Here is a 20,551-nt window from a genome sequence, read left to right as displayed (position 1 = left end):
CAAATTATTTGGGACATCCAGATTGCTCAATATTAATACATAAAGCCTTTTCAGTTCTATTTTTGTATACTATCATCTTTTTGATTGAAGGTGGGTCATCTAATCCCCCTTCATATTTAATTTTAGGATTATTGACTATTAAATCATTGAGCTTTATATAATCATCGTTTTCAATAGGAAAAAGCTCCAAGGTTGGTTGAATTGGCTCATTAGTTGGTGATTGAGGGTGCACTGCAACAATCAATGGTATTGAGCCATACTTTGTTCTTAATAAACTGCCATTACTGACAATAAACGTTGGTATACAACCATAGTCTCCTAATGCAGAGAATACAGAATCTGGAGGAGGTATTGTTGTTTTTGTATTAACCGCTTCTATAAACCAACCTTCAATCGTATCCTTTTGATTATCAAAAGTTCCAGTTGGAAACGACGCATAAAATTTATATACTTCTATTTTAACACCAGGTTTTGACCTAATTAAATTACTATCAAACGGCATACTAACTGATTATTGAAAAGTACTTCTTTAAAGGTTGAAGGTAATACTCTGGAGGGGTTTATATATGGAGTAATTATACCCTTTTCAGTTTTTATTCGATGTTTACAATCTTTACATGAATAATTTAATAAAATAATAGAAAATAAAGCAAAAATTCCTAATTTTTTCATTTTCATTCTGATTTTAGTGGTTAAAAAATAAATTTGTTTGTTCTGAATAGGTTCTTAATTCTTGTTTTTTTAATATTTCCAAACCTTCGGAAGTATGACCTGCACCCACCTGACTGACTCCGAGATAAAAGAGAGCCAACGTGTCTTTTTTTGTCTCCCATAAGTCTGTCAGCAATGGTATCGCATCATCAAACAACTGAATGCTGTACATCTCATACGCTCTTCTTTGGACGGGAGTGAGTACATCCTGTTGTCCTGCTGACCTTTTTGTCGAGTGAAGTATCAGTTTGCTGTCAAATTGTGTTGCGTACAAAGATTGGTACGCATCCGGTATTCCATTCTTTGGTTTTAATGCAACATCGTACAAAAGGTAACCCAATGCAGCCATAAAAAATATGATGATCATCCATTTTTTCCAGTTCCCGCTACCTTTTCCGACTCCTTCCTCCTCCCATCCCCTCATCATCTCCAGTTTACCGGCCAAAGCTTTTACCCGCATTCCCTGCTGCAGCACTTTCAGGTCTGACAGGTCTGCAAGCAGGTCCGGATCAGCTGCCAGACGCAACTCCAAAGCTGATTTGGCTTCATCATCCAGACGTCCTTTGATGTAATCATCCAGCAATGTGATATCTTCCTGTGCGCTTCTCAATATTCAAGACTTTTTTGTATATGACCAAAATAGATGTTTTGTAACCTTTTGAGGCACTTGTATTTTTGATTTTTGGTGGTGTCTGTGTTTTTGTAACCCATCAAGGCGGTGATTTCATCCATACTTTTGTCATGGATGTAGTATTGTATCAGGACAGTTTTGCATGGGTCGCCGAGTTCGTCGATCGAGCGGGTGCTGATGAGCAACTGCTCTTCGGTCATATCGGGCTCTGCATCAACGACATAGGATGAAGCTATAGATACGGCATCATCCCGTGAGTACTTCTTCCGGCTCCGCTGCAACTCCAATATTTTGTTTCTGGCGATGCTGAAGACATATGTCTTAATATTGGAAGTGAGTACCGACAGTTTGCCTGTCATCACATTGTCATACAATATCATCACCGCCACCTGAAAAATGTCCAAAGCATCCTCATCACTGCAGCCAAAGTCTTTGCGTAGCCACATCAAACACTCCTCCCTGCACAAGGTATATATCTCCTTAAGTGCTGCGTTTTCGTTTGTTTTGATTTTTTCGATCCAATCCTGCACGATGGTTTGGGGTTTGACAGGGTGAAGATATATAATTGTGATATAAAATAAAATTGGAATATTATTTTTTGAGAAAAAAAATTCTTGGTGTGGAGGAGGTTACCTTTTGATAGATCTTCCAATAAAGGAGTATAATCTAAATTTTATTTCAATGAAAACGAGAATGCAAACCCTAAATTTATTCAAAGTTATATTTCTGATCTTATTATTATGCTCATTGAAAGTTCAAACAGGTAAATCACAACCAGCTCAAACCGGTGAGTTTAATGTTATAAAATTGGTTCACCAAACGTTAGATTCCATTGACAGTTGTCCAAAATTTACTTGTCAAATTGATACTGTTTCGAAATATCATAATGCTAGTCCTTCCTCGAGTAGTGCCAGGGATTCTTTGGTTAATTATATCAGCAGTGGAATATTTTTCAGTCAGGATAAACCAAAAATGATTGAAAGAATAACCAAGCAGATTGATAGTATAAGGAGTTCCATCATTAACTTACAAGTTTTTGAATTTAATTTAAAAAGTACATTAAAAGATGGCGAAGCTGCAAATTTAAGAAGTGCATATTTATTAAAGAATAAATTTGACAGTGAATTAAATGGTGCGATAAGAGATCTTAGCCAACTAAAAGATTTGGAGTTTTCTAACCCCAATCTCAATACAATTGTACAAAAGCTAATTTCAAATTTTAATACAAGACAACAAAGATTAAAAGCAAATATTGCTGAACTCAATGATGCTGAAAAAAAATTAAATGATAAGAAAAATGAAGATTTAAAAAAAAAGGCAGGCATCTCAGCGCTCCCACAAATATTCGATATCATTGAACAAGTAAAACCTTCTGTTACCTTATTGGGTAGCGCTCAGATAAATAATAAAGGGGTTCATTCAATCGGTGCGTACATTGGTAACGGGCAAGGAGATACCCTTTCAGTCAATTCAATTATCATACCTGAATTCAGCAAGTATGGGTTTTATGGAACTGGTTATATCAGTTTGAACACAACATTTCAAAATAAATATCAGGGAAAATTTTGGCTACATTATGCTATACACGCCCATGAAAAAAGTACTTATGACTTAGACAACGACAAGCAGTTAAACTTTTTCAGGTTGCAGACTAGGTTTGGGTTAGAATATTTTATCTTTAAAGATGTCTTAAGTACATACTATAATTTCAATTGGATTAAGCCTTTTACAAATGTAGAATCTTACAGATCAAATTTTAATATTCCTGGCTACAATCAAGTATTTAATGATCTAGGTATTAGAATGTTTTTAAAAACAGATCATTCACCGATTGGTGGGCTTGGCTTGTTTGTGGACTTAAATTTTATATTCCTCAATGACAGTTTTGATAGATTCAATACTCAAAAAGACTTTGTACGACCTATGATTAAAGCAGGACTCCAAGCTAATTTTCGATAACCAATTATTAATCAATTGAAACAAAAGAGCCATGAAACACCTTTTACTTTTCATCCTTATTACTTTCCTTAACTTATCAGCTTTCACACAACCACTCATAAAAGATGCCAATACTTTGCTTTTGCTCAATTTTAATAACAATGTTACGGGAGCGGACGGCGAACTTCCCATCCAATCGCAAAATCTCTCGTATCAAACAGGGATACATGGTCAGGCCCTTTATATCAGTAACAACACGACTTTAAGGTTTGATACGACAAGGAATTTTAATAGTCAGCAAGGCACTTATGAATTTTGGATACGGCCTGAGGGCCCTGGCACAGCTTTAGGAATGGCTGTGGATGGCGGGTTGCGCATAGGTGTAGGTACATGGACGGTTATGGATATTAATATTGGTGTACCTGGTTTGACCAGAACAGTTACTGTCAATAATATTTACGAAACAAATACGTGGTATCACCTTGCATTTACATGGGATAGCAATACTTTAAAATTATATAAAAATGGCCTGCTTATTACTTCAACTAACGTGGGATATAGTCTTCCAGTGGTTAAATCACCTCATTTCAATATTGGTTCAAGTCACATTCCAAATGATCAGCTAATAGGACGAATCGATGAACTCAGGATTAGTAATATAGCCAGAGGTGCAGATGAAATCTATGAAAATTTTTTAAAAGGAAATAATATTGCTATTACCAATCTGCAATTAACAGACACCACATCTATTGACCTTTTCAAGACCTGGAAAGTGTATATGAATAGGGCCGACTGGTGGAAAACTCCAAAATTGATTTCTACAGTCGATGGTAAGCAGATAGAAATCCCTAATGTATTATTATCCTGGACAGTTGAAGATACTACAGTTGCCAAACTCATCAATGGCGATTTGGAGACAGTAAACTACGGAACAACTTTTCTGAAAGGGAAATATCAAAATATTGAAGTAAAAATCAAGGTTAATGTCCTTAAACCATTCAAGGAAATGGAAAAACTTTCGGAAATTGATAACTTCCTCTTAACTCCTGCATCCTGTCATAAGAAACTCATACCTGTTGTGATGGTGGCATATATTCCAACAAAAGATGGCATTTATCTTGACAAAACAGAAGTAGATCAATGGTTTCTTGAGGATCTTACATTAGTGGCTGATACAAAAAAAAGAATCATTGGTATTGCAAAAGATGCCAAGTTTATGCTTGAAGAGGGCAGTAAGTTTAGGGGCTATAAAAACCCGAATGCAAATCCCTACATTGGTTACAAAGTGATTGATATCATTTTTATTTATGAACCGATACCTCGAAATAGGAATATAATTGATGGCGGCCAATACAAGTATTTTATAGAGCAAGTCAATGCCATGGATAGAATAAACGGGTCAAACTATGTAAATAACCTTGGTGTAAAAGAGTTTTGGGTATTTCAGGTGGGTAATTTTTCAATCAATTTTCCTGAATCAAATATGTCAAGTCCCAAAACCGGTGATGTATCTAATAGTTTTAGGTACAACGATGATTTACCTGTATATAACCACACTTATGTTTGGTATGGATATAACTATTCTCGTGTAGGCAACGAAGCTGTTCATAACCATGGTCACCAGATCGAAGCAATGTTGACTCACGCCAATTGGCTGCAGGATGGCAATACCAATTTCTTTTGGAAAAATTTTGTTGGCGTTGGACCCAATAATGAACGACCATTAGGCAGAAGCGGAGATACCCATCATCCGCCTAATGCAGTCAGTGATTACGATTATCAAAACACAAGATTAATCGAAAGTGATATCATGGATTGGAAGCCTGAAGGAGGCACCAAAACTCCGGTTAATAAAGAAACCTGGGAAAAAGTTAATTACAAATGGATTAAAGACGTGTATCAAGATAGATTTGGCAAATCACTGGATCACATTTACATACATGCTGAAGCATTCTGGTATGTGGCCTGGATGCAAAGTATGCCCGGATATGGCAATCAGATTGTTGATAATCGTCCCAGTACCAGGTCTGTTGTAGATACAGGTTATGATTTTGAAATATGTTCCCATTCCTGCGATCATCAAGGCCATTTTATGTTCAAAAGAAATAAGCTCAAAATAGATAATTTACAATATGGTGAAGCGAAAAAAGAAGTCAATATTTCCGGAATCAGGTCAACAAAATACCTCACAAACTGGATGGATATCATCTATGACTGGGACAATTTTTACAATAAGGGTTTATATAGTGATAAACCCCAACAACAAGCTGACGTTTGTAAAACGGTCTCAACTATTGTTTCGATAGATAAGCAATCTTGCGGTGGAAAAGGATCAGAATTAAAAGTTCCGGTACGAGTAAAGTCTTATTCTGATGTGGCAGGTTTACAATTCAAGATTGCTTCAGGAAATAACGAAATAGCAGAAATAACCGGTGTCAGTAATATCCATCCGAACTCCGGACTTTCATCGATTGATTTTGCGGTGGTTAATAAGAAATTAGTGCTGACATATGCTGATGTAGCTAAAACTTTACCTGATGATGCTATCTTATTCAATCTGAATGTAAGACTTAATGGTGAAATAAACACTAAGACAAGTTTAGTTTTTGAAGGTGAAATTTTTATTCTGGATAACACCGGTTCAAAATTCAACATAAATGTTACAGCTGGGGAAGTCTGTATAAAAGTAGTAACATCCAATATTAATGGAACTGTTTCTAAATCATCCAATGTGCCTTTAGAGAATATTGAAGTGAACATAAAAAATCAGAACCAAGAAATAAAAATATCTAAATCCACTGCAAATGGCAGTTTTAAATTTGATGATATATTGAACGAACAGACCTACACCATGTCTCCAAGCCATAATGAAACCGTCTCCAGAGGTATTGATATTTCAGATTTGTTTTTACTCAGACGACATATGCAAGGGTTAAATCTTTTCAATAACCCTTATACTTATCTGGCAGCTGATTTGAATCGTGATAAAGTTATCGACATTTCTGATTTGTTTATTCTCCGTAGAATTATGCAAGGCTTAATAACAGAATTACCCGACAAAGTAAATACATGGCGATTTGTTCCAAAATCTTACAGTTTCCCGACGACCGGCAATCCATTGGCAGGTACCATTCCTGATGCTCTGAGTTATAATCCACTGACAGAAAACAAAGTCAATCAGGATTTTATCGGGGTAAAATATGGCGATCTTGATCATAGTGCTGTGCAGTTTAATGGTATTTTTACACAAAACAGGAGCGCTTCAGATATGGAATTGAATATTCAGGGATTGACAGCTGCTTCAGGAAGTAATATTACTGTTGAAGTCAATTGTAAAAATTTCAGCAAAGGGGCTGTGATGCAGTTTTCACTTCAATGGCCGACAGACAAGCTTCAGCTTTTAAGTGTTCCATCTGGTGATGATATAGTCATAAAAGGCACTACGAGTCTTGATCAAACCTTACTGTCTTCCGGTAAGTTGGGCTTCATATGGGAAACAGACGATTTTAGTAAAGGAAATACTTTGACAGACAACAGCGTAGTGTACAAACTCCGATTCAAAATATTAGGTGCTAATAATAATACTGCCTCTATACAAAATAGTATCACACCCAAAAATGCAAAATTTCTGGATGTAAACGGATCAGATACACCTGTTAAGATAAATTCAGGAACTATTTCTATTGCGGTGCCATCCTCTGCAATTGATCAATATTATGCCAAAAGTGTAAGCATCTTCCCCAACCCGACAAACGGAATCATTTTATTTAATTCAGATGGGCAGGACTTAAAAAATCTGGAAATCAGAAGTCTTGATGGAAAACTGATGCTATTCGTTCCTGAGCTAAAAGGTAACTCGCTAGATGCTTCGCACCTGCTGCCGGGAATCTACCAGCTGAAAGGCCATGCGTCCCATGTTCCTTTTGTAAGGAAAGTCATCATTGTTAAATAGGGAAAAAAGTACAAAAAAAGTTTTGATTGTAAGAAAGGTGGTGATTTGCCACCTTTCTTTTTTGGAATTTCTGGCATATTCATGCCAATAATAGGAAATGTATTAGCCATCAAAAATTAATTATTACATAGCTTAATTTACATCACATGCAAATGATCTTTGTCTGATACATTTTTCAAAACAAGACCTTCTACCTGAATGATTAGTACGAAAATTTAAGATTAACCTGAAAAAATGGTACGGATATTTAAGGTTGTCACCTCAATGATTTTAAACAACTTCATATCACCTTCTCAATCGAATGAATACCTTTCCTATTGATGGCAATACGATACTTGACCAGTTCATTTTGATCTTCGCAGATTTTCTCCATGACCAGGTTTATATAATACAATTTTAGTCCTTTGACCATCAAGAAACCTTCTTCTTTATCAGGATAAAACATAGGAAATTCAGGATTGTCCATATTTTTGAGGAAAGTGGTAAAGTTGAACCTTATGATCGAGTTGATACCAGTGATATGATACTTGCTGCTATCGTCAAGGTTATTGCGGTCTATAAACATTTGTGTTCTGTACAGGATAGCTTTTTCACTGCTCTTTCTGGATATACTCTGGAGTATTGAGAATTTTTGTCTGCACTCCTGTACAGCTATCGGTATCTTTCCGTAATCTATAAAATCCATACTTTCTTTTACCCAGCCTACTTCACGTTCACTTACACTCATACTGATCTTATGATCAAAATATCGGGTACTCATTTTGTGAGCCAAATAGTATCGTCCATACTCCTTGATACGATCCTTGAGCATATAACTGACAACTAACGCCACAAACAGCGGCATGGTAAGATTTCCATATTTCTGCTGTACGGAGAAAGCTATAAAAGTAGCAAAAACCATAGAAATACCTGCGGCTAGACTCAGCAATAATTGTTCGGCAATGATACCATCTTTTTGTTTGTCTGTATTGAGAAATAAGTGGCTTTCCATATATTTTTTGAGCACCCCGAGTCTGAAGACAATGCCTGTGTTCTCCTTTTTATTGTCCCGATCTACTATCAGAAAGTTTTTTGATTTTTTATACTCTATCTCTTCTTCGACGTATGTAAGCAAACTATTTTTTAAATCATCAAACTTTATGTAGTGCTTACCTTTTACATTTCTAAGCAGTATAAAAGTGTTGGACTCTGCCAGATTGCTCATAAATTCATCCCCGTAATTGAAATATTCCATCAATTCACTTGTGATAGTAGGCACATTTATGATAAAATACAATGACCGGTATTGCGCGGTGATACCACGCAGATAGTCAAGAAAGTGTGCAGTCAAATATTCCAAATCTTCCTCCTTGCAATTGGATATGTGATTTATTTCACTTCGCAGAGAACTTTTGAGCACTGACAAGAACATTTTAATCTGATATTCGTATTCTGCTCTGTGTGATCGAGTGGGTTCTGAAGCAAGCTGCTGAAAAGATGTTTCAAGGTTTTCAAAAACGGGACATTTTCTTTCAGCTATATCTCTCAATAGAAATACGGGAGTGATGAGTCTGATATTGGACTTGATATCAGTATAAAAGTCTTCTTTTGAGTAGGTAAATCTGTTGATATCGAGACTCTCCGGGATAAACATCCACAAGTTAAGCGTAAAATTATTTTTTAATACCTTTTTTCGGGCTATAAATCCCAGTTTTAGTTCTACTGAAAACTTATCATGAAATTTAACATTTTGTTCTATCACACTCCAATATCATTTTTTAGGTATTATGCAAAATTAAGAAATATCAAGAATACGCCATTGCTGGTGTAGCCAAGGTATTTTAATACGGTCTCTCCCCACAGGATGATGACAAACCAGCTTATCACCATCATCGTAAATCCAAACTTGAAGGAATCACTCATGCTGTAGTGATTTGTGGTATATAACAATGCTGAAGGTTTGCTATTGAAAGGTAAAACGTATACATGCTCAATAAGCAAAGCGACAGGGAAGGCGAGACTTAAGATGGGATAATTGAATTTTTGAGCTATACCGATGGCGATAGGAACAAAAATCAAAGTCCTCATGGTTTTGGATTGAAAAAGTATTCCACTGAATAACATCAAAAAAGTCAATCCTAAGTACAGTACCCAAAACGGGGTTGAACCTGAAACACCGAAATAATCAAATGTAGCATCTACAAGATTTGCCGGAAGGTCTGTGGCTTCGAGTCCAGCACCAAGTGTATATGCACCGGCTGAGAACAGCATCAAGTGCCAGGGTATATCCACATCATTCCATTTTATGATACCAATACCGGGCAGTAGGGCGAATACAGCACCCATGAAGGCAACAGCGGTTTGAGATATACCATGTTGCTTGTCAGTGGCCCAAAGCAATAATACTACTACAAACAGTGCAATAGACTTGTACTCATTGAAAGTCATTTTACCCAGATTTTGGTATTCAACGCTGAGTCTTTGCATACCGCCCTCGATCTGTGGATTTTGTTCATCGGCAGACATAGGAAATATCAATTTATTACCTACATACCATCCTATCACGATAAAAATCAAACACAAAGGAAATGCTGCTACAAACCAGTCCTGATAACCAAACATGGTCCAACCCATAGCTCCTGCGATGAGAGAACCTGCCAGCAGATTGGCTCCGGAACCCGTGATAAAACCACTGGCACCAATGTTGATCTGAAACAGATTTTGAAGTACAATATTACGTCCGAAGTTATTTCTATGATCAGATGTGGCACCATATATCGCTGCTATCACCATAAAAATCGGTAATAGAATGGTCGCCTTGGCAGTAGTTGCCGAAATAAAAATAGATAAAACGATATTGATTATAATAAAGCTAAAAAACACACCGAAAGCATTTTTACCAAACTTCAGTACAAACCACAGCGCAAATCTTTTTGCCACTCTGGTCGTTACAAGCATACTGGCCAGCACAAAAGACAGGATATTCAACCACATCACAGGGTGCCCAAGCTGGGCATAAGCCACCTTTTCTGTGGTCACTCCGGTCAGTACCATGGCTATGATCACCAGTAATGATGTCAAATAACTCGGCACACTTTCTGTAATCCATAGTATGATAGAAGCTGCAAATATGGCCAACATGGCATAGTTGATCCTGACAAATTTTTCATTGCCCAGATCCTTAAATCTTTTTAAAGCATCCTCTTTAAGGCCTTCAGTATTGATCTCATTGAGAAATGTAATATCTGCTACAAAATATATCAACACAAAAACAAGGATTGCCAAAGGACCACCCCATATCTCCATCATTCGTTCAAATCCCGCCTTATCCGCTTTTTTGAGTTTTTCAACTTTATAATTGTTCATATCCAAAGGATCGAACGGAATGCCGGACGTTGATTGCTTATCTAATGTGCTCATGACTCAGACTTAAATGAATTGAACATAATTTATTAGATTTCAAGTTTTACCTTGTACAAAAATCCGGTTTCATCACATCCTATCCAAGCAATTTTTGCAGCACTATCCACCGTGATGGCTTCTGGCTTTGCGATATATGGTATTGATTGGAAGGCAATGACATTGCCATTGAGATCGGTATGAAAGAATTTTTGTTGTTTGCTGTCTGAAATCCAAAGTGTCTTATCGGAACTGTCATAGTAAATGTCTGAAAGAAACTGGACATAATTTAATGCCAGCCTTGCTGTTTCTTTTCGCGACTTCAGATCGTATTTTATCATGATGGTGGGCGACTCCTGATTGACTATATATAGTGTATCATTACCGTAGGTCAGACCTTCTATCCCTTTATTGAAAACTCCGCCTGTGACTCTTACATCAGTGATGAGTTCGATTGATTTTTCATCATTGGAGAGTTTATATATCTTCATTTGACCTTCATCAGCCAGATATACTTCGTTGGTTGCCGGATTGATCGTGATACCTTCAAAATCATAACTTCCCGAAAATGGCAATTTACGGATGATCTTTCCGACGTTGTCTATCTCAAAAATTCCTGTTTTATCACTTACAGCCAAAAAAGTATCTTTTACCTTGCCGGGACAGATTCCTGAAAATCCTGTAATTCCGGCTTGATACAAATTGAAAGCTTCCGTTTTAATTTCGTTATTTTTTCCCTGATCAATCTTATTGTCCAGAAAACAACCCGAAGAAGTAATAAAAACCAGTAAAGTGATACATATAATTTTACAATTCATGACACGTGCACTTGATACCTGTTACCACTTTGTAAAAGGATGTTTCATCAACATAGAATTGTAATACTTTGTATCCCCGGTCACTTCAGCACCAAGCCATTCGGGTTTCTGAAAGCCCTCATCTTCTGAAGATAGCTCCACTTCAGCTACGGTAAGACCTTGGTTTTCGCCATAAAATTCGTCCACTTCAAAAGTGTGATTGCCTGCTTTCACTTCATATCTTGTCTTGTCTATGACGCCAGGCTCACATATTTTGAGAAGTTCTTCCACCTCTGATGCCGGGATTTCTTTCTCCCACTCATACCTCGATGCTCCAGAAGCACTACCTATACCTTTTATGGTTATAAATCCGCGATCACCCTTTGTTCTCACTCTTACTGTGCGTTCCGGGATGGACGAAAGGTAGCCTTGAGTTATTCTCGTAGATTTGCTTGCCAAACTTTTAAAATCTTCTGATTTTACTAAAAATTTTTTTTCTATTTCCTGTGCCATGATGTTAGTTTGCTAATGGTTTATTAATCAATCCGATGACTCTCTTGATGGCCTGAAGGTAATTGATATTTTCTACACCTGCCAGTCCTACGTCATTAATGGTTTTTTTGATATCTTCTACTTCTGTTGATTCAGAATTGATAGTTTCGACCCTTGCTCCGTTGATCAGTACAGAACCGGTCTCGCAGATGGTATTATTGACCATATACCCATATCTTTCTTTATGTACCTTTACAGCCTGCAGGTCAGGGTGAGCCTCTATCATGCTTATAAACTCATCATAAGTGATGACATCTTTATCCAATGAAGGCATAGTAACCATAAAAGCCGGAAATACTTCTTCCGTAAGGACTTTGGCAGCAATCGGAAACTCACCTTTCATCAGTGGATTCCATTGTTCGAGTCCATCTACTGTCTGAACATACGTTTTTATGTCCATTTTTCCATCCCGAATCTTGGTATTATTGACGTCATTGGTCCGGGATAAGATATAGATCTCATCACTGTGTCTTTCCCATACTTTCTCAGGTACCGGCATGGACAGACGTGCCATTCTTTTATTTGCGTTATCAAAATTCTGACCAAAAGTACGAAATTCAAACCTTGGTTTTGAAATTTCCCCTATTGCTAAACCTTCCTTACTCATAATTAATTTTTTATAGGTTAAATGTAAAATATTTTTTAAATGATGAATGACTTAGAGTATGTTTAAAATTTTTCTTAGTTGTAAATCAAGAGATTATGGTTCTGACGATAAAATAATTAATGAGCACTTGATTCATTAATTTTCTTGACATTTATGTTTTTAATTGCTTTAAGACTAAAGTTGAAAAGTTGCAAGTTATAAAATTGAGTTCACTCCGAAAAATTTTTAATGAAAAGAAAAAAAATAATTTCTATGGTATTGCTGATCAAACGTTTCCCTTAGCATTCGGGTAAAAATCGGTTGATGATCAAAAAGTGTTTTATTTTCGGAGTAGACTCAAATTTAAAGCCTCAGTATCAATACATAATCAGTTTAAAATCAGCATTTTACAACTACTTTAAGTGATCAGATGATGTTGTACAAAGGTCTCTGACTTATGGACTGGTATCTGCCGGTCTCATGACCTGAGAATTTGGTTCACTATCGGTCAGAGACCATAAAATTGATTCCGCCATAGTCAGGTAAGACTTTGACAGAACGAAGATGGCATTACAAATAAGCAATCAAACTGGTTATCAAGAAACTTGACTATCCCGCCAAAAACAAAAAAGAGCGTCAAAGTCAGGAAAACTTTGACACTCTTTATGATTTCAGTTTAGTTATTTGATTTCCCTTTGGTAGGTGTGTCAAATGTGACCAATGTCGAAGACCCGTCAGGTTTTCTGCCATAAGACTTTTTACCTGAAAGATTTATGGTCAGAAAATCAAGCGAAGCTACTAATACCCCATTTTTATCTTCTAGGTACATGGCATCGCCCGATGTTCCTAAGCCAAATTCTATCGTATATTTACCTTCCGTAAACTCGGTGCTCTCAATATGAAAACCTTTTGATGGTATGATGGTACCGGTATTCAGGATCCTTTTGGGCTTAGCGCTGGTTTTAATCCCTTCATCGTAAAAAGCATATCCACTGATGTCCACCGGAATATCAGAATCGTTGTATATCTCCACCCAGTCAGGATTAGATGCATCTTTTGTTCCGTCTGCAAAAACCTCGTTGATAAATAATTTTACTACATTGGAAGCTCCGACAGTGTATTCTGCCAGTTTTGATGGAGCTTCTGCGGGACTAACAGTGGTTTTACCTTTTACGTTTTTTACATCGATATAGTATCCCACTTTAGTATCCTTGGGCAAAGCCGGGATAGTTCCCTGATAAGTATTATTGGCACCGGCTGTCATGGCTACAGTTGTAAATGCGCCTCCGGTGACTGTCCTGTACAACAAATTTACACTTGTGATTCCCTGCAGGTCAAGAACTTTGGCAGATACGGTGACTGGTTCTGTAGATTTGGGTGCGGCAGGTGTTGCCACAACATCACTAATAGATGCCGGTCCGTCAAATATCTCATCTTTGACACATGAGCTGAAGATTGTCGCAGACATCATTATTGCAATAAACAAATATGAAAGTTTCATTTTTTAAATTTTTTGATATTAAATAATATTATGATCAAAATGCTATTTCGCATCTTACGCCCAATTGACTATAGTCTTCACCTCCGTTTCCGGTAGCATTGGCAACTTTTTTAGGATCTTTTGTCAATGCTCCTGTGACATCTTCTCCCACAAATATTTTTCCTTTGCCACTTGCATATCGGTCATGATTGATGATGCTATAGTTCAGCATAAACTTTACATTTTTAGCGGTATAAAAATTGATTCCGGCTGTGATACCTTCACCCGATCCTCCCAACACATCTTTGTCGTTGAGTGTGATGTAATCATATCTGAGAGCTATCTCTATGTCACCCCAGGATTTTCCTCTGTTAGGTTGTGTAAATTCAGCTTCACCTTTATTATAAACCTGATTACCACCAAAAAGAAGATATGCTGCCTGAACATAAAATCCACCGAAATCTAAGGACTCTTTGTTGTTTTTACGGAAAGTTCGATTGCTTAAGATTTCTGACACAACGTTCAGACCTTTATGATATGCAGCAAGCTCGATATTGGTATTGACTGAATGATCGAAGTCAGCTATCAGGTCTGTGTCAAGAAATTTTTTCCTGTTTATATTGCTGAGAGATCTGTTGCTATATCTTGCAAATCCGTATTCACCGGGAGCCACTTCGGTCTTGGGTGTACGATATAATACTGTATATCCTAAGTGTAAACCTTGTTTTTTATTGTCCCCAAAAGGTTGTATAACTAATTTGGCCAATAAATCAGTGCCTTGATCACGACCGAAATCTTTATTATTATCTTCTACAAAGACCGCTTTTTCAGCATCTTCTATTTCCTGAAAGAAGATACCACCTACTGCAAAAAAACGTTTACCTTCGTATGTCATATCTAATCCTATACTACGGTTGGGAGACAAGGCATTGATAGCCATAGATCTTTCCATAAACTTGACGTATCTGGACGACTCAGTTCTGGACATTGAGAATCTTTGTTTGAAATTACCCAAACTTGCCACCAATCCATTCTGAAAATCATAACTTACGTAAGCATCTTTTAACTCTAATTTTGCATTATTAAAACTCAAGTCCAACTCACCATACCAGTTTTTTGATATATCAGCTTTAACAGCCAACCTGGCTCTTCGTAGTGAAGCACCGTCACCGATTTCATTGAATTTTTCTCCAAATGTAACCTGCCCATCAATATTCAACCTGAAATCAAACCAAAGTTTGTAATCCTGATCAGCAGACTCAAATACGAGTATACCATTTCTGGCTTCTGCTCCCAATGGCACTCTTTTTACGACCTTGCCATATTGGTCCAATCTTAAGGCAGTGTCTTTAACTTCCTGTGTAAAAGCATTATTTAAGGAAAAAAATAACACTCCCAATAAAAGTAATGTCCTCATGTGTTTTTGTTTTATTTTGTAAATTAGATAATTTCATCCCAAGACCATTGTATTCGGATGATATGGCAAAGGTAACCTATTAATCTAAATTCAATAAATGATATTAAATATAATAGGCTATGACTTTTATCATTTATTTTTTGTATGATTTGTTAGCGGTTAATGAACTTATTTTCTTGAAATCCCTGCTTGAAACCGGTGAATAAGTAAAGTTATACCAAACAGAAAATTGATTGAGAAAATTCATAATCATAATTATTTAACTTACAATATATTATGATTTGAATTTTTCGCAGAATATTTTCTGTCCACTATAATGTAGTCGAAGGCGCTTGTGGATACAGCTGTCACGAAACCCTTTTGCGAAAAGAAGCTTTGTTAAGTGGTTTCGGCTCCTCCGCCACAGCGGATGCGCTCAACCACCGACTTTGAAATGAAACGGGGTAGCTGGCGGTGATAACGAAGCCGAAGCTACTTGAGGATACAGTTGTCATGAAACCCGCTTGTGGATGCAGCCTACTTTTTGAGACCTATAATTTCTTCATATGAAATCAATAATTGTCTGGCATGCTGGGTATAGTAAGAATTTGGGGTATTATCCAAAACATTTTTGGCTTCTGATACCAAGTGTTTTAGTTTTTCCTCAGAGCGCTTTCTTGATGTATTGTACAGTGAAGCGGTGTAATTGAGTAAAACTTCTGCATAAAGCTCTTTTTGTGTGGGTAGCAGATCGGTCAGTTTGGAGGACTTCCTGCAAAGGTCCAGAATATATTCAAAGCGGCCATGCAACCATCCAATATCTGTGGTATCCATGACCGAAGACAATGCATCTGATGCTTCACCGGCTATTTCCATGATTACAGCAGCATATTCTCTTTTATTTTTTGCTGATGGATAAAATAATGCAGCTTCTTCTGCTTCTTTCATTTTTATTTCGACCTGACTTCCCTGGTAAATATTTGTGATAGTATCTGCAAAATGATATTCAGATAGCGAATCCATGAGTTCCATATTTTCATTATTAAAGTCATAATATGAAACAGGATGTTTCATCAATTGCCACCACCTTTGTGCAGGTAGATGGGTTTTAATCATGACTTCCGGATCTGTCAGATAATATTGTGGCCCATTTTTTTGCGTAGACCATGTGGCATCCAATAGAAACAACTTGTCATCCAGTTTTACCACATTCCATGCATGATCAGGCGCATCACTTATTTTTTGATCAGAGGAACTACGAGCATAGCCAGAAACAACACGACATTCTATTCCTGAAATAGCGCACATTTCTTTCATCATATTAGCATAACCTGTGCAAATAGCACTTTTAGATTGAAGGATTTCAGCTATTGGTTTGAACTTAGAAATATCCGTTTTAGCAGCCTTGTGATCGTATTTGATATTTGAAGTGACCCAATCAAAAATGGCTTGGAGTTTTTTATCATCAGTTTCTGATTTTGCTGTCAGTTTTGCCACCAAGTCAAAAATTTCGGTTTTTTGTTGGCTATACAATGAAGTACAGGATATCACAAGATAATATACTACGATGAATTTGCAGGGTTGAAAATGAGTTTTCAATTTCATTTTACCAACAATTTTTCTTATTAACATAAATACAAAATTACAAAAAAAGTAGTAATCGAAATTCAAATTATTATCCCAACCTGACTATCCCATTTATATGAAATAAAAGTGAACTATATGGCATGACAATAGGTTATAATCTTGGACATTTATTCTCCATACAGATATACAAACAGAAAATGATTTACAGCATTTCAAAATCATCTTTATTGGATAATTAGAATTTTGAGATTTGAAATTTTGTAAATTTTTTTCTCCTCACCAGAGTTAAAAAATTATTCACCATTAAACCTTATTTAAGGTATGAACAGAAAACCCAGGCAACTTAAAGAATCAGACCTGCGAAACCAGATTGAAAAGCTACTTTCAAAAAATCCAAAGATCATTTACAATGTCACGCAGATATCCCGAAAGATAAACGTAGCCAACCCACCTGATTCTATCACGCAGTCATTACTGAGACTGGTGGCAGAAAAAAAAGTTGTAAAACTCTCAGAGGGCCGATTTAAATGGGAGAGATATCAGGATCAGCCAGCCAATACCAGAAAACAGAAGAAAGAGGATGTCATCCTGTATACGGGTATCGTAGACATGACCCGCTCCGGAGCGGCATACATCATCAATTCAGAATCAGTTGAGGATATATACGTCCATGCCAGAAATCTCAAAGGTGCCCTTCACAAAGATGAAGTGACGGTTTCAGTTACGCTTAGCAAAGCACACAGGAGGCCGGAAGGAGTGGTGGTATCTATCGACAAAAGGGCTCATACCCGGATCATAGGACATATCAGAATTTTCAATAATTATGCCATCCTGAGCCCTGATAACGCAAGATTGTTTCCTGAAATTTTGATCCACCATGATGATATCCTGGATAGTAGTGACAATGACAGAGTAGTAGCTGAGATCATTTCATGGGGTCGTGGACAAAACAAAGCACTATGGGGAAAGGTGATCAAAGTCCTGGAAGATATCTCTGATGTGGAGATGAATATGCAGGCGATTTTATACTCCAATGGTTTTGACCCGGAATTCGGTGAAGATGTCATCAGAGAATTAGATGCTGTTGATTCAAAGATAACCGATGATGTTGTTGCAGTCAGGCGGGATTTCAGGCATATTATCACATTTACCATTGATCCTTTGACAGCCAGGGACTTTGATGATGCGCTTTCTGTGAGGTGGCTGGACGATGATCAACTCGAAGTAGGAGTTCACATTGCTGATGTTACCCATTTTTTGGCAGAAGGATCAGCACTTGATCAGGAAGCTTACCGCAGGAGCACTTCTGTATACCTCGTGGATAGGGTATGTCCTATGTTGCCTGAAAAGCTGAGCAATGACTTGTGTTCTCTCAATCCGCATGAAGACAAACTGACTTTTTCTGCAGTGTTTGTTTTTGATAAAGATAATAAAATCATCAGAGAGTGGTTTGGAAAAACCATCATACATTCAGACCGGAGATTTACTTATGAAGAAGCTCAGGAAAGAATTGAAACCGGGGAAGGAGATTTCGTAAAGGAAATACGCACTTTGGACCATATGGCCAAACATCTCCGGCTGCAAAGGTATGCTGAAGGATCTATCAGTTTTGAATCTGATGAGGTTCAGTTTGTTCTGGATGAAAATGGCATGCCCACAGGTATGAAGGTGAAGGAACGAAAAGATGCCCACATGCTGGTCGAAGATTTTATGTTGCTGGCAAACAAAAGGGTGGCCACATTTATAGCCAAAAAGACAAAGCCAGAAATTCCATTTGTGTACAGGGTGCATGATCTGCCCAATCCTGAAAAACTTTCTGATTTTGCTTTGTTTGCGGCCGAAATGGGATTTAAATTCCGGATGGACACTCCTGAGCAAATCGCTGACTCTTTCAACAGGCTGGCGGTGGCAACGCACGAAAATCCAGTACTTAAACTCCTGGAACCATTAGCCATCCGTACTATGGCAAAAGCAGTGTATACATCCAATAATATAGGGCACTATGGATTGGGATTTGAGTATTACACTCATTTTACGTCTCCTATACGCAGATACTCGGATGTATTGGTGCACCGACTGCTGTTCAAAAACTTGTCTGAGATATTCAGGACAGATAAAGAGAAACTGGAATCCAAAACAAAACATATTTCTGATCAGGAAAAGAAGGCTTCTGAAGCAGAAAGGGAATCCATAAAATATTTTCAGACATTATACATATCAAACTATGTAGGTCATGTTTTTGAAGGCGTGGTTTCAGGCATAATAGAAAAAGGCATCTTTGTGGAGCTTCTTGACACAAAGGTGGAGGGATTGGTCACTTTTGACAGTATGGGAGAAATATTTAATGTTACAGCTGGCAGATTGCGGGCAAAATCGAGACTCTCAGGCACAGAATTTTCCATAGGTCAGAAAGTAAAAGTGAAAATCAAGGCCGCTGATCCGGATAGCAGAAGAACGGATATGGAACTGGAAGAATCCTAACACCTAAAATTTCATGATCATTAAAGGTTTGGCTTTGTGATGTGCCGTCTTGATTGAGTGGCATGTTGACTCAAAATCTGTGTACCCGCTGAAGACGGGATAATTTATAGTTTCTTTGATTTTTTATTCTTCAAACTTTCTTATAAATTTAGGATTTCTTCTCATATCAACGATCTCTAATACTGTTAAGTTTGATTCATCAAAACTGTAATAACAAAATAATCTCTTATTTAGGTATGATTTAGGTAGTAAAGTTTAGATAGGCCTAATTACTCAAAAAGCATTGATAATCTGAACAAACTCTTGACCTTTTAGTGATGCACCTCCTACCAGACCACCATCTACATCAGGTTGACTGAAGAGTTCCTTTGCGTTACCACCGTTTACTGAACCACCGTATAGGATGCTGGTATTGTCCGCCACTCGTTTGCCATATTTTTTTTGCAACATGTTGCGTATTGCTGCATGCATTTCCTGAGCTTGAGCAGGTGATGCTGTCTCACCAGTTCCTATTGCCCATATAGGTTCATATGCTATTACTATATTTTTCATTTCTTTAGCATCCAACTTGAATAGTGACTCTATAAGCTGTGTCCTGACATGCCCGACATGTTTTCCCGCCTTCCTTATTTCCAAAGCTTCACCACAACAAAAGATGACTTTCAGTCCAGCATCAAGCGCTGCTCTGAGTTTTGCTGCAAGAAGTGCATTGTCTTCATGATTATATTCTCTTCTTTCAGAGTGACCGAGCACCACATAAGGTACTTTCATGTCTGCCAGCATAGCCGGTGAAATTTCACCTGTGTAGGCTCCGGATGTCTTATGGTGGCAATTCTGTGCTGCAAGCTGTATTTTTGAACTTGCTTTTATCTTTTTTTGCAATGGAAATATATGTGTAAACGGCACTGCCAGTATTACGAGTGTATTTTTATCTCTTTCGGCATCTGCCAAGGTTTGTGCCAAATCGATGCCCTGAGATATGGTCGTATTCATTTTCCAGTTACCTGCTGCAATATTTTTTCTTGCCATGATTTTTACATTTATATTTTTAGAAAGTCACAA

Annotated in this window: 15 protein-coding genes; 3 read left to right on the top strand and 12 right to left on the bottom strand. The window is 37.3% G+C overall.

Annotation, left to right across the window (positions count from 1 at the left end; all coding sequences use genetic code 11):
• Positions 1-4 precede the first annotated feature (4 nt).
• From IPK35_03455 to IPK35_03445, 3 genes are all read right to left on the bottom strand, one after another.
• Positions 5-502 carry a hypothetical protein gene (locus IPK35_03455; protein ID MBK8052344.1) on the bottom strand — a complete coding sequence of 166 codons (498 nt, stop codon included), beginning with the start codon at positions 500-502 and terminating at the stop codon, positions 5-7.
• A gap of 183 nt (positions 503-685) precedes the next feature.
• Positions 686-1,321: a hypothetical protein gene (locus IPK35_03450; GenBank protein MBK8052343.1), complete on the bottom strand. Its 636-nt coding sequence runs from the start codon at positions 1,319-1,321 to the stop codon at positions 686-688.
• Complete coding sequence (locus IPK35_03445) at positions 1,318-1,872, bottom strand: sigma-70 family RNA polymerase sigma factor (GenBank protein MBK8052342.1); 555 nt, start codon at positions 1,870-1,872, stop codon at positions 1,318-1,320. The genes IPK35_03450 and IPK35_03445 overlap by 4 nt, the downstream gene beginning before the upstream one ends.
• A gap of 151 nt (positions 1,873-2,023) precedes the next feature.
• Here IPK35_03445 and IPK35_03440 point away from each other — a divergent pair, with 151 nt between their 5' ends.
• Together IPK35_03440 and IPK35_03435 are read left to right on the top strand one after the other, a co-directional pair.
• A complete protein-coding gene (locus IPK35_03440) occupies positions 2,024-3,301 on the top strand; it encodes a hypothetical protein (GenBank protein ID MBK8052341.1) in 1,278 nt (425 codons plus the stop codon).
• A gap of 31 nt (positions 3,302-3,332) precedes the next feature.
• The gene (locus tag IPK35_03435) at positions 3,333-7,232 is read left to right on the top strand and encodes a T9SS type A sorting domain-containing protein (GenBank protein ID MBK8052340.1); all 3,900 of its coding nucleotides are present in this window, start codon (positions 3,333-3,335) and stop codon (positions 7,230-7,232) included.
• A 280-nt stretch (positions 7,233-7,512) separates the two neighbouring features.
• Here IPK35_03435 and IPK35_03430 read toward each other — a convergent pair whose 3' ends face one another.
• The 8 genes from IPK35_03430 to IPK35_03395 form a co-directional block, all read right to left on the bottom strand.
• The gene (locus IPK35_03430; GenBank protein ID MBK8052339.1) at positions 7,513-8,973 is read right to left on the bottom strand and encodes a hypothetical protein; all 1,461 of its coding nucleotides are present in this window, start codon (positions 8,971-8,973) and stop codon (positions 7,513-7,515) included.
• A gap of 23 nt (positions 8,974-8,996) precedes the next feature.
• Positions 8,997-10,631, bottom strand: coding sequence for an anion permease (locus IPK35_03425; protein MBK8052338.1), 1,635 nt, complete (start codon positions 10,629-10,631; stop codon positions 8,997-8,999).
• Between the two features lie 32 nt (positions 10,632-10,663).
• Positions 10,664-11,428, bottom strand: a complete 765-nt coding sequence (locus tag IPK35_03420) for an SdiA-regulated domain-containing protein (protein ID MBK8052337.1) — start codon at positions 11,426-11,428, stop codon at positions 10,664-10,666.
• Between the two features lie 21 nt (positions 11,429-11,449).
• On the bottom strand, positions 11,450-11,920 hold the full coding sequence (locus IPK35_03415; protein ID MBK8052336.1) for a CYTH domain-containing protein: 471 nt from the start codon (positions 11,918-11,920) through the stop codon (positions 11,450-11,452).
• A gap of 4 nt (positions 11,921-11,924) precedes the next feature.
• The gene (locus IPK35_03410; GenBank protein MBK8052335.1) at positions 11,925-12,566 is read right to left on the bottom strand and encodes a hypothetical protein; all 642 of its coding nucleotides are present in this window, start codon (positions 12,564-12,566) and stop codon (positions 11,925-11,927) included.
• 655 nt (positions 12,567-13,221) lie between these two features.
• Positions 13,222-14,046 (bottom strand): lamin tail domain-containing protein, encoded by an 825-nt coding sequence (locus IPK35_03405; GenBank protein ID MBK8052334.1) that lies wholly within the window; start codon positions 14,044-14,046, stop codon positions 13,222-13,224.
• A gap of 34 nt (positions 14,047-14,080) precedes the next feature.
• Entirely contained in the window at positions 14,081-15,442 is a 1,362-nt protein-coding gene (locus tag IPK35_03400; protein MBK8052333.1) for a porin, read from the bottom strand.
• Between the two features lie 516 nt (positions 15,443-15,958).
• Positions 15,959-17,026 (bottom strand): hypothetical protein, encoded by a 1,068-nt coding sequence (locus tag IPK35_03395; protein MBK8052332.1) that lies wholly within the window; start codon positions 17,024-17,026, stop codon positions 15,959-15,961.
• Between the two features lie 303 nt (positions 17,027-17,329).
• On the opposite strand from IPK35_03395, the gene rnr reads away from it, so the two are divergent.
• Positions 17,330-19,489 (top strand): ribonuclease R, encoded by a 2,160-nt coding sequence (gene rnr / locus IPK35_03390; protein ID MBK8052331.1) that lies wholly within the window; start codon positions 17,330-17,332, stop codon positions 19,487-19,489.
• 273 nt (positions 19,490-19,762) lie between these two features.
• On the opposite strand, the gene IPK35_03385 is transcribed toward rnr, so the two are convergent.
• The gene (locus IPK35_03385; protein MBK8052330.1) at positions 19,763-20,518 is read right to left on the bottom strand and encodes a triose-phosphate isomerase; all 756 of its coding nucleotides are present in this window, start codon (positions 20,516-20,518) and stop codon (positions 19,763-19,765) included.
• Positions 20,519-20,551: the final 33 nt, after the last annotated feature.

The sequence above is a fragment of the Saprospiraceae bacterium genome (genome assembly GCA_016713025.1).
In the GTDB taxonomy this organism is placed as follows: domain Bacteria; phylum Bacteroidota; class Bacteroidia; order Chitinophagales; family Saprospiraceae; genus OLB9.
Note: the sequence above shows the minus strand (reverse complement) of the source record. Positions and strands in the feature narration are given on the sequence as shown.

What these genes read in the sequence shown, in the direction of transcription:
- IPK35_03455 (MBK8052344.1), bottom strand. Translation starts at nt 502, where the DNA reads ATGCCGTTTGATAGTAATTTAATTAGGTCAAAACCTGGTGTTAAAATA.
- IPK35_03440 (MBK8052341.1), top strand. Translation starts at nt 2,024, where the DNA reads ATGAAAACGAGAATGCAAACCCTAAATTTATTCAAAGTTATATTTCTG.
- IPK35_03435 (MBK8052340.1), top strand. Translation starts at nt 3,333, where the DNA reads ATGAAACACCTTTTACTTTTCATCCTTATTACTTTCCTTAACTTATCA.
- IPK35_03425 (MBK8052338.1), bottom strand. Translation starts at nt 10,631, where the DNA reads ATGAGCACATTAGATAAGCAATCAACGTCCGGCATTCCGTTCGATCCT.
- IPK35_03420 (MBK8052337.1), bottom strand. Translation starts at nt 11,428, where the DNA reads ATGAATTGTAAAATTATATGTATCACTTTACTGGTTTTTATTACTTCT.
- IPK35_03415 (MBK8052336.1), bottom strand. Translation starts at nt 11,920, where the DNA reads ATGGCACAGGAAATAGAAAAAAAATTTTTAGTAAAATCAGAAGATTTT.
- IPK35_03410 (MBK8052335.1), bottom strand. Translation starts at nt 12,566, where the DNA reads ATGAGTAAGGAAGGTTTAGCAATAGGGGAAATTTCAAAACCAAGGTTT.
- IPK35_03405 (MBK8052334.1), bottom strand. Translation starts at nt 14,046, where the DNA reads ATGAAACTTTCATATTTGTTTATTGCAATAATGATGTCTGCGACAATC.
- IPK35_03400 (MBK8052333.1), bottom strand. Translation starts at nt 15,442, where the DNA reads ATGAGGACATTACTTTTATTGGGAGTGTTATTTTTTTCCTTAAATAAT.
- IPK35_03395 (MBK8052332.1), bottom strand. Translation starts at nt 17,026, where the DNA reads ATGAAATTGAAAACTCATTTTCAACCCTGCAAATTCATCGTAGTATAT.
- rnr (MBK8052331.1), top strand. Translation starts at nt 17,330, where the DNA reads ATGAACAGAAAACCCAGGCAACTTAAAGAATCAGACCTGCGAAACCAG.
- IPK35_03385 (MBK8052330.1), bottom strand. Translation starts at nt 20,518, where the DNA reads ATGGCAAGAAAAAATATTGCAGCAGGTAACTGGAAAATGAATACGACC.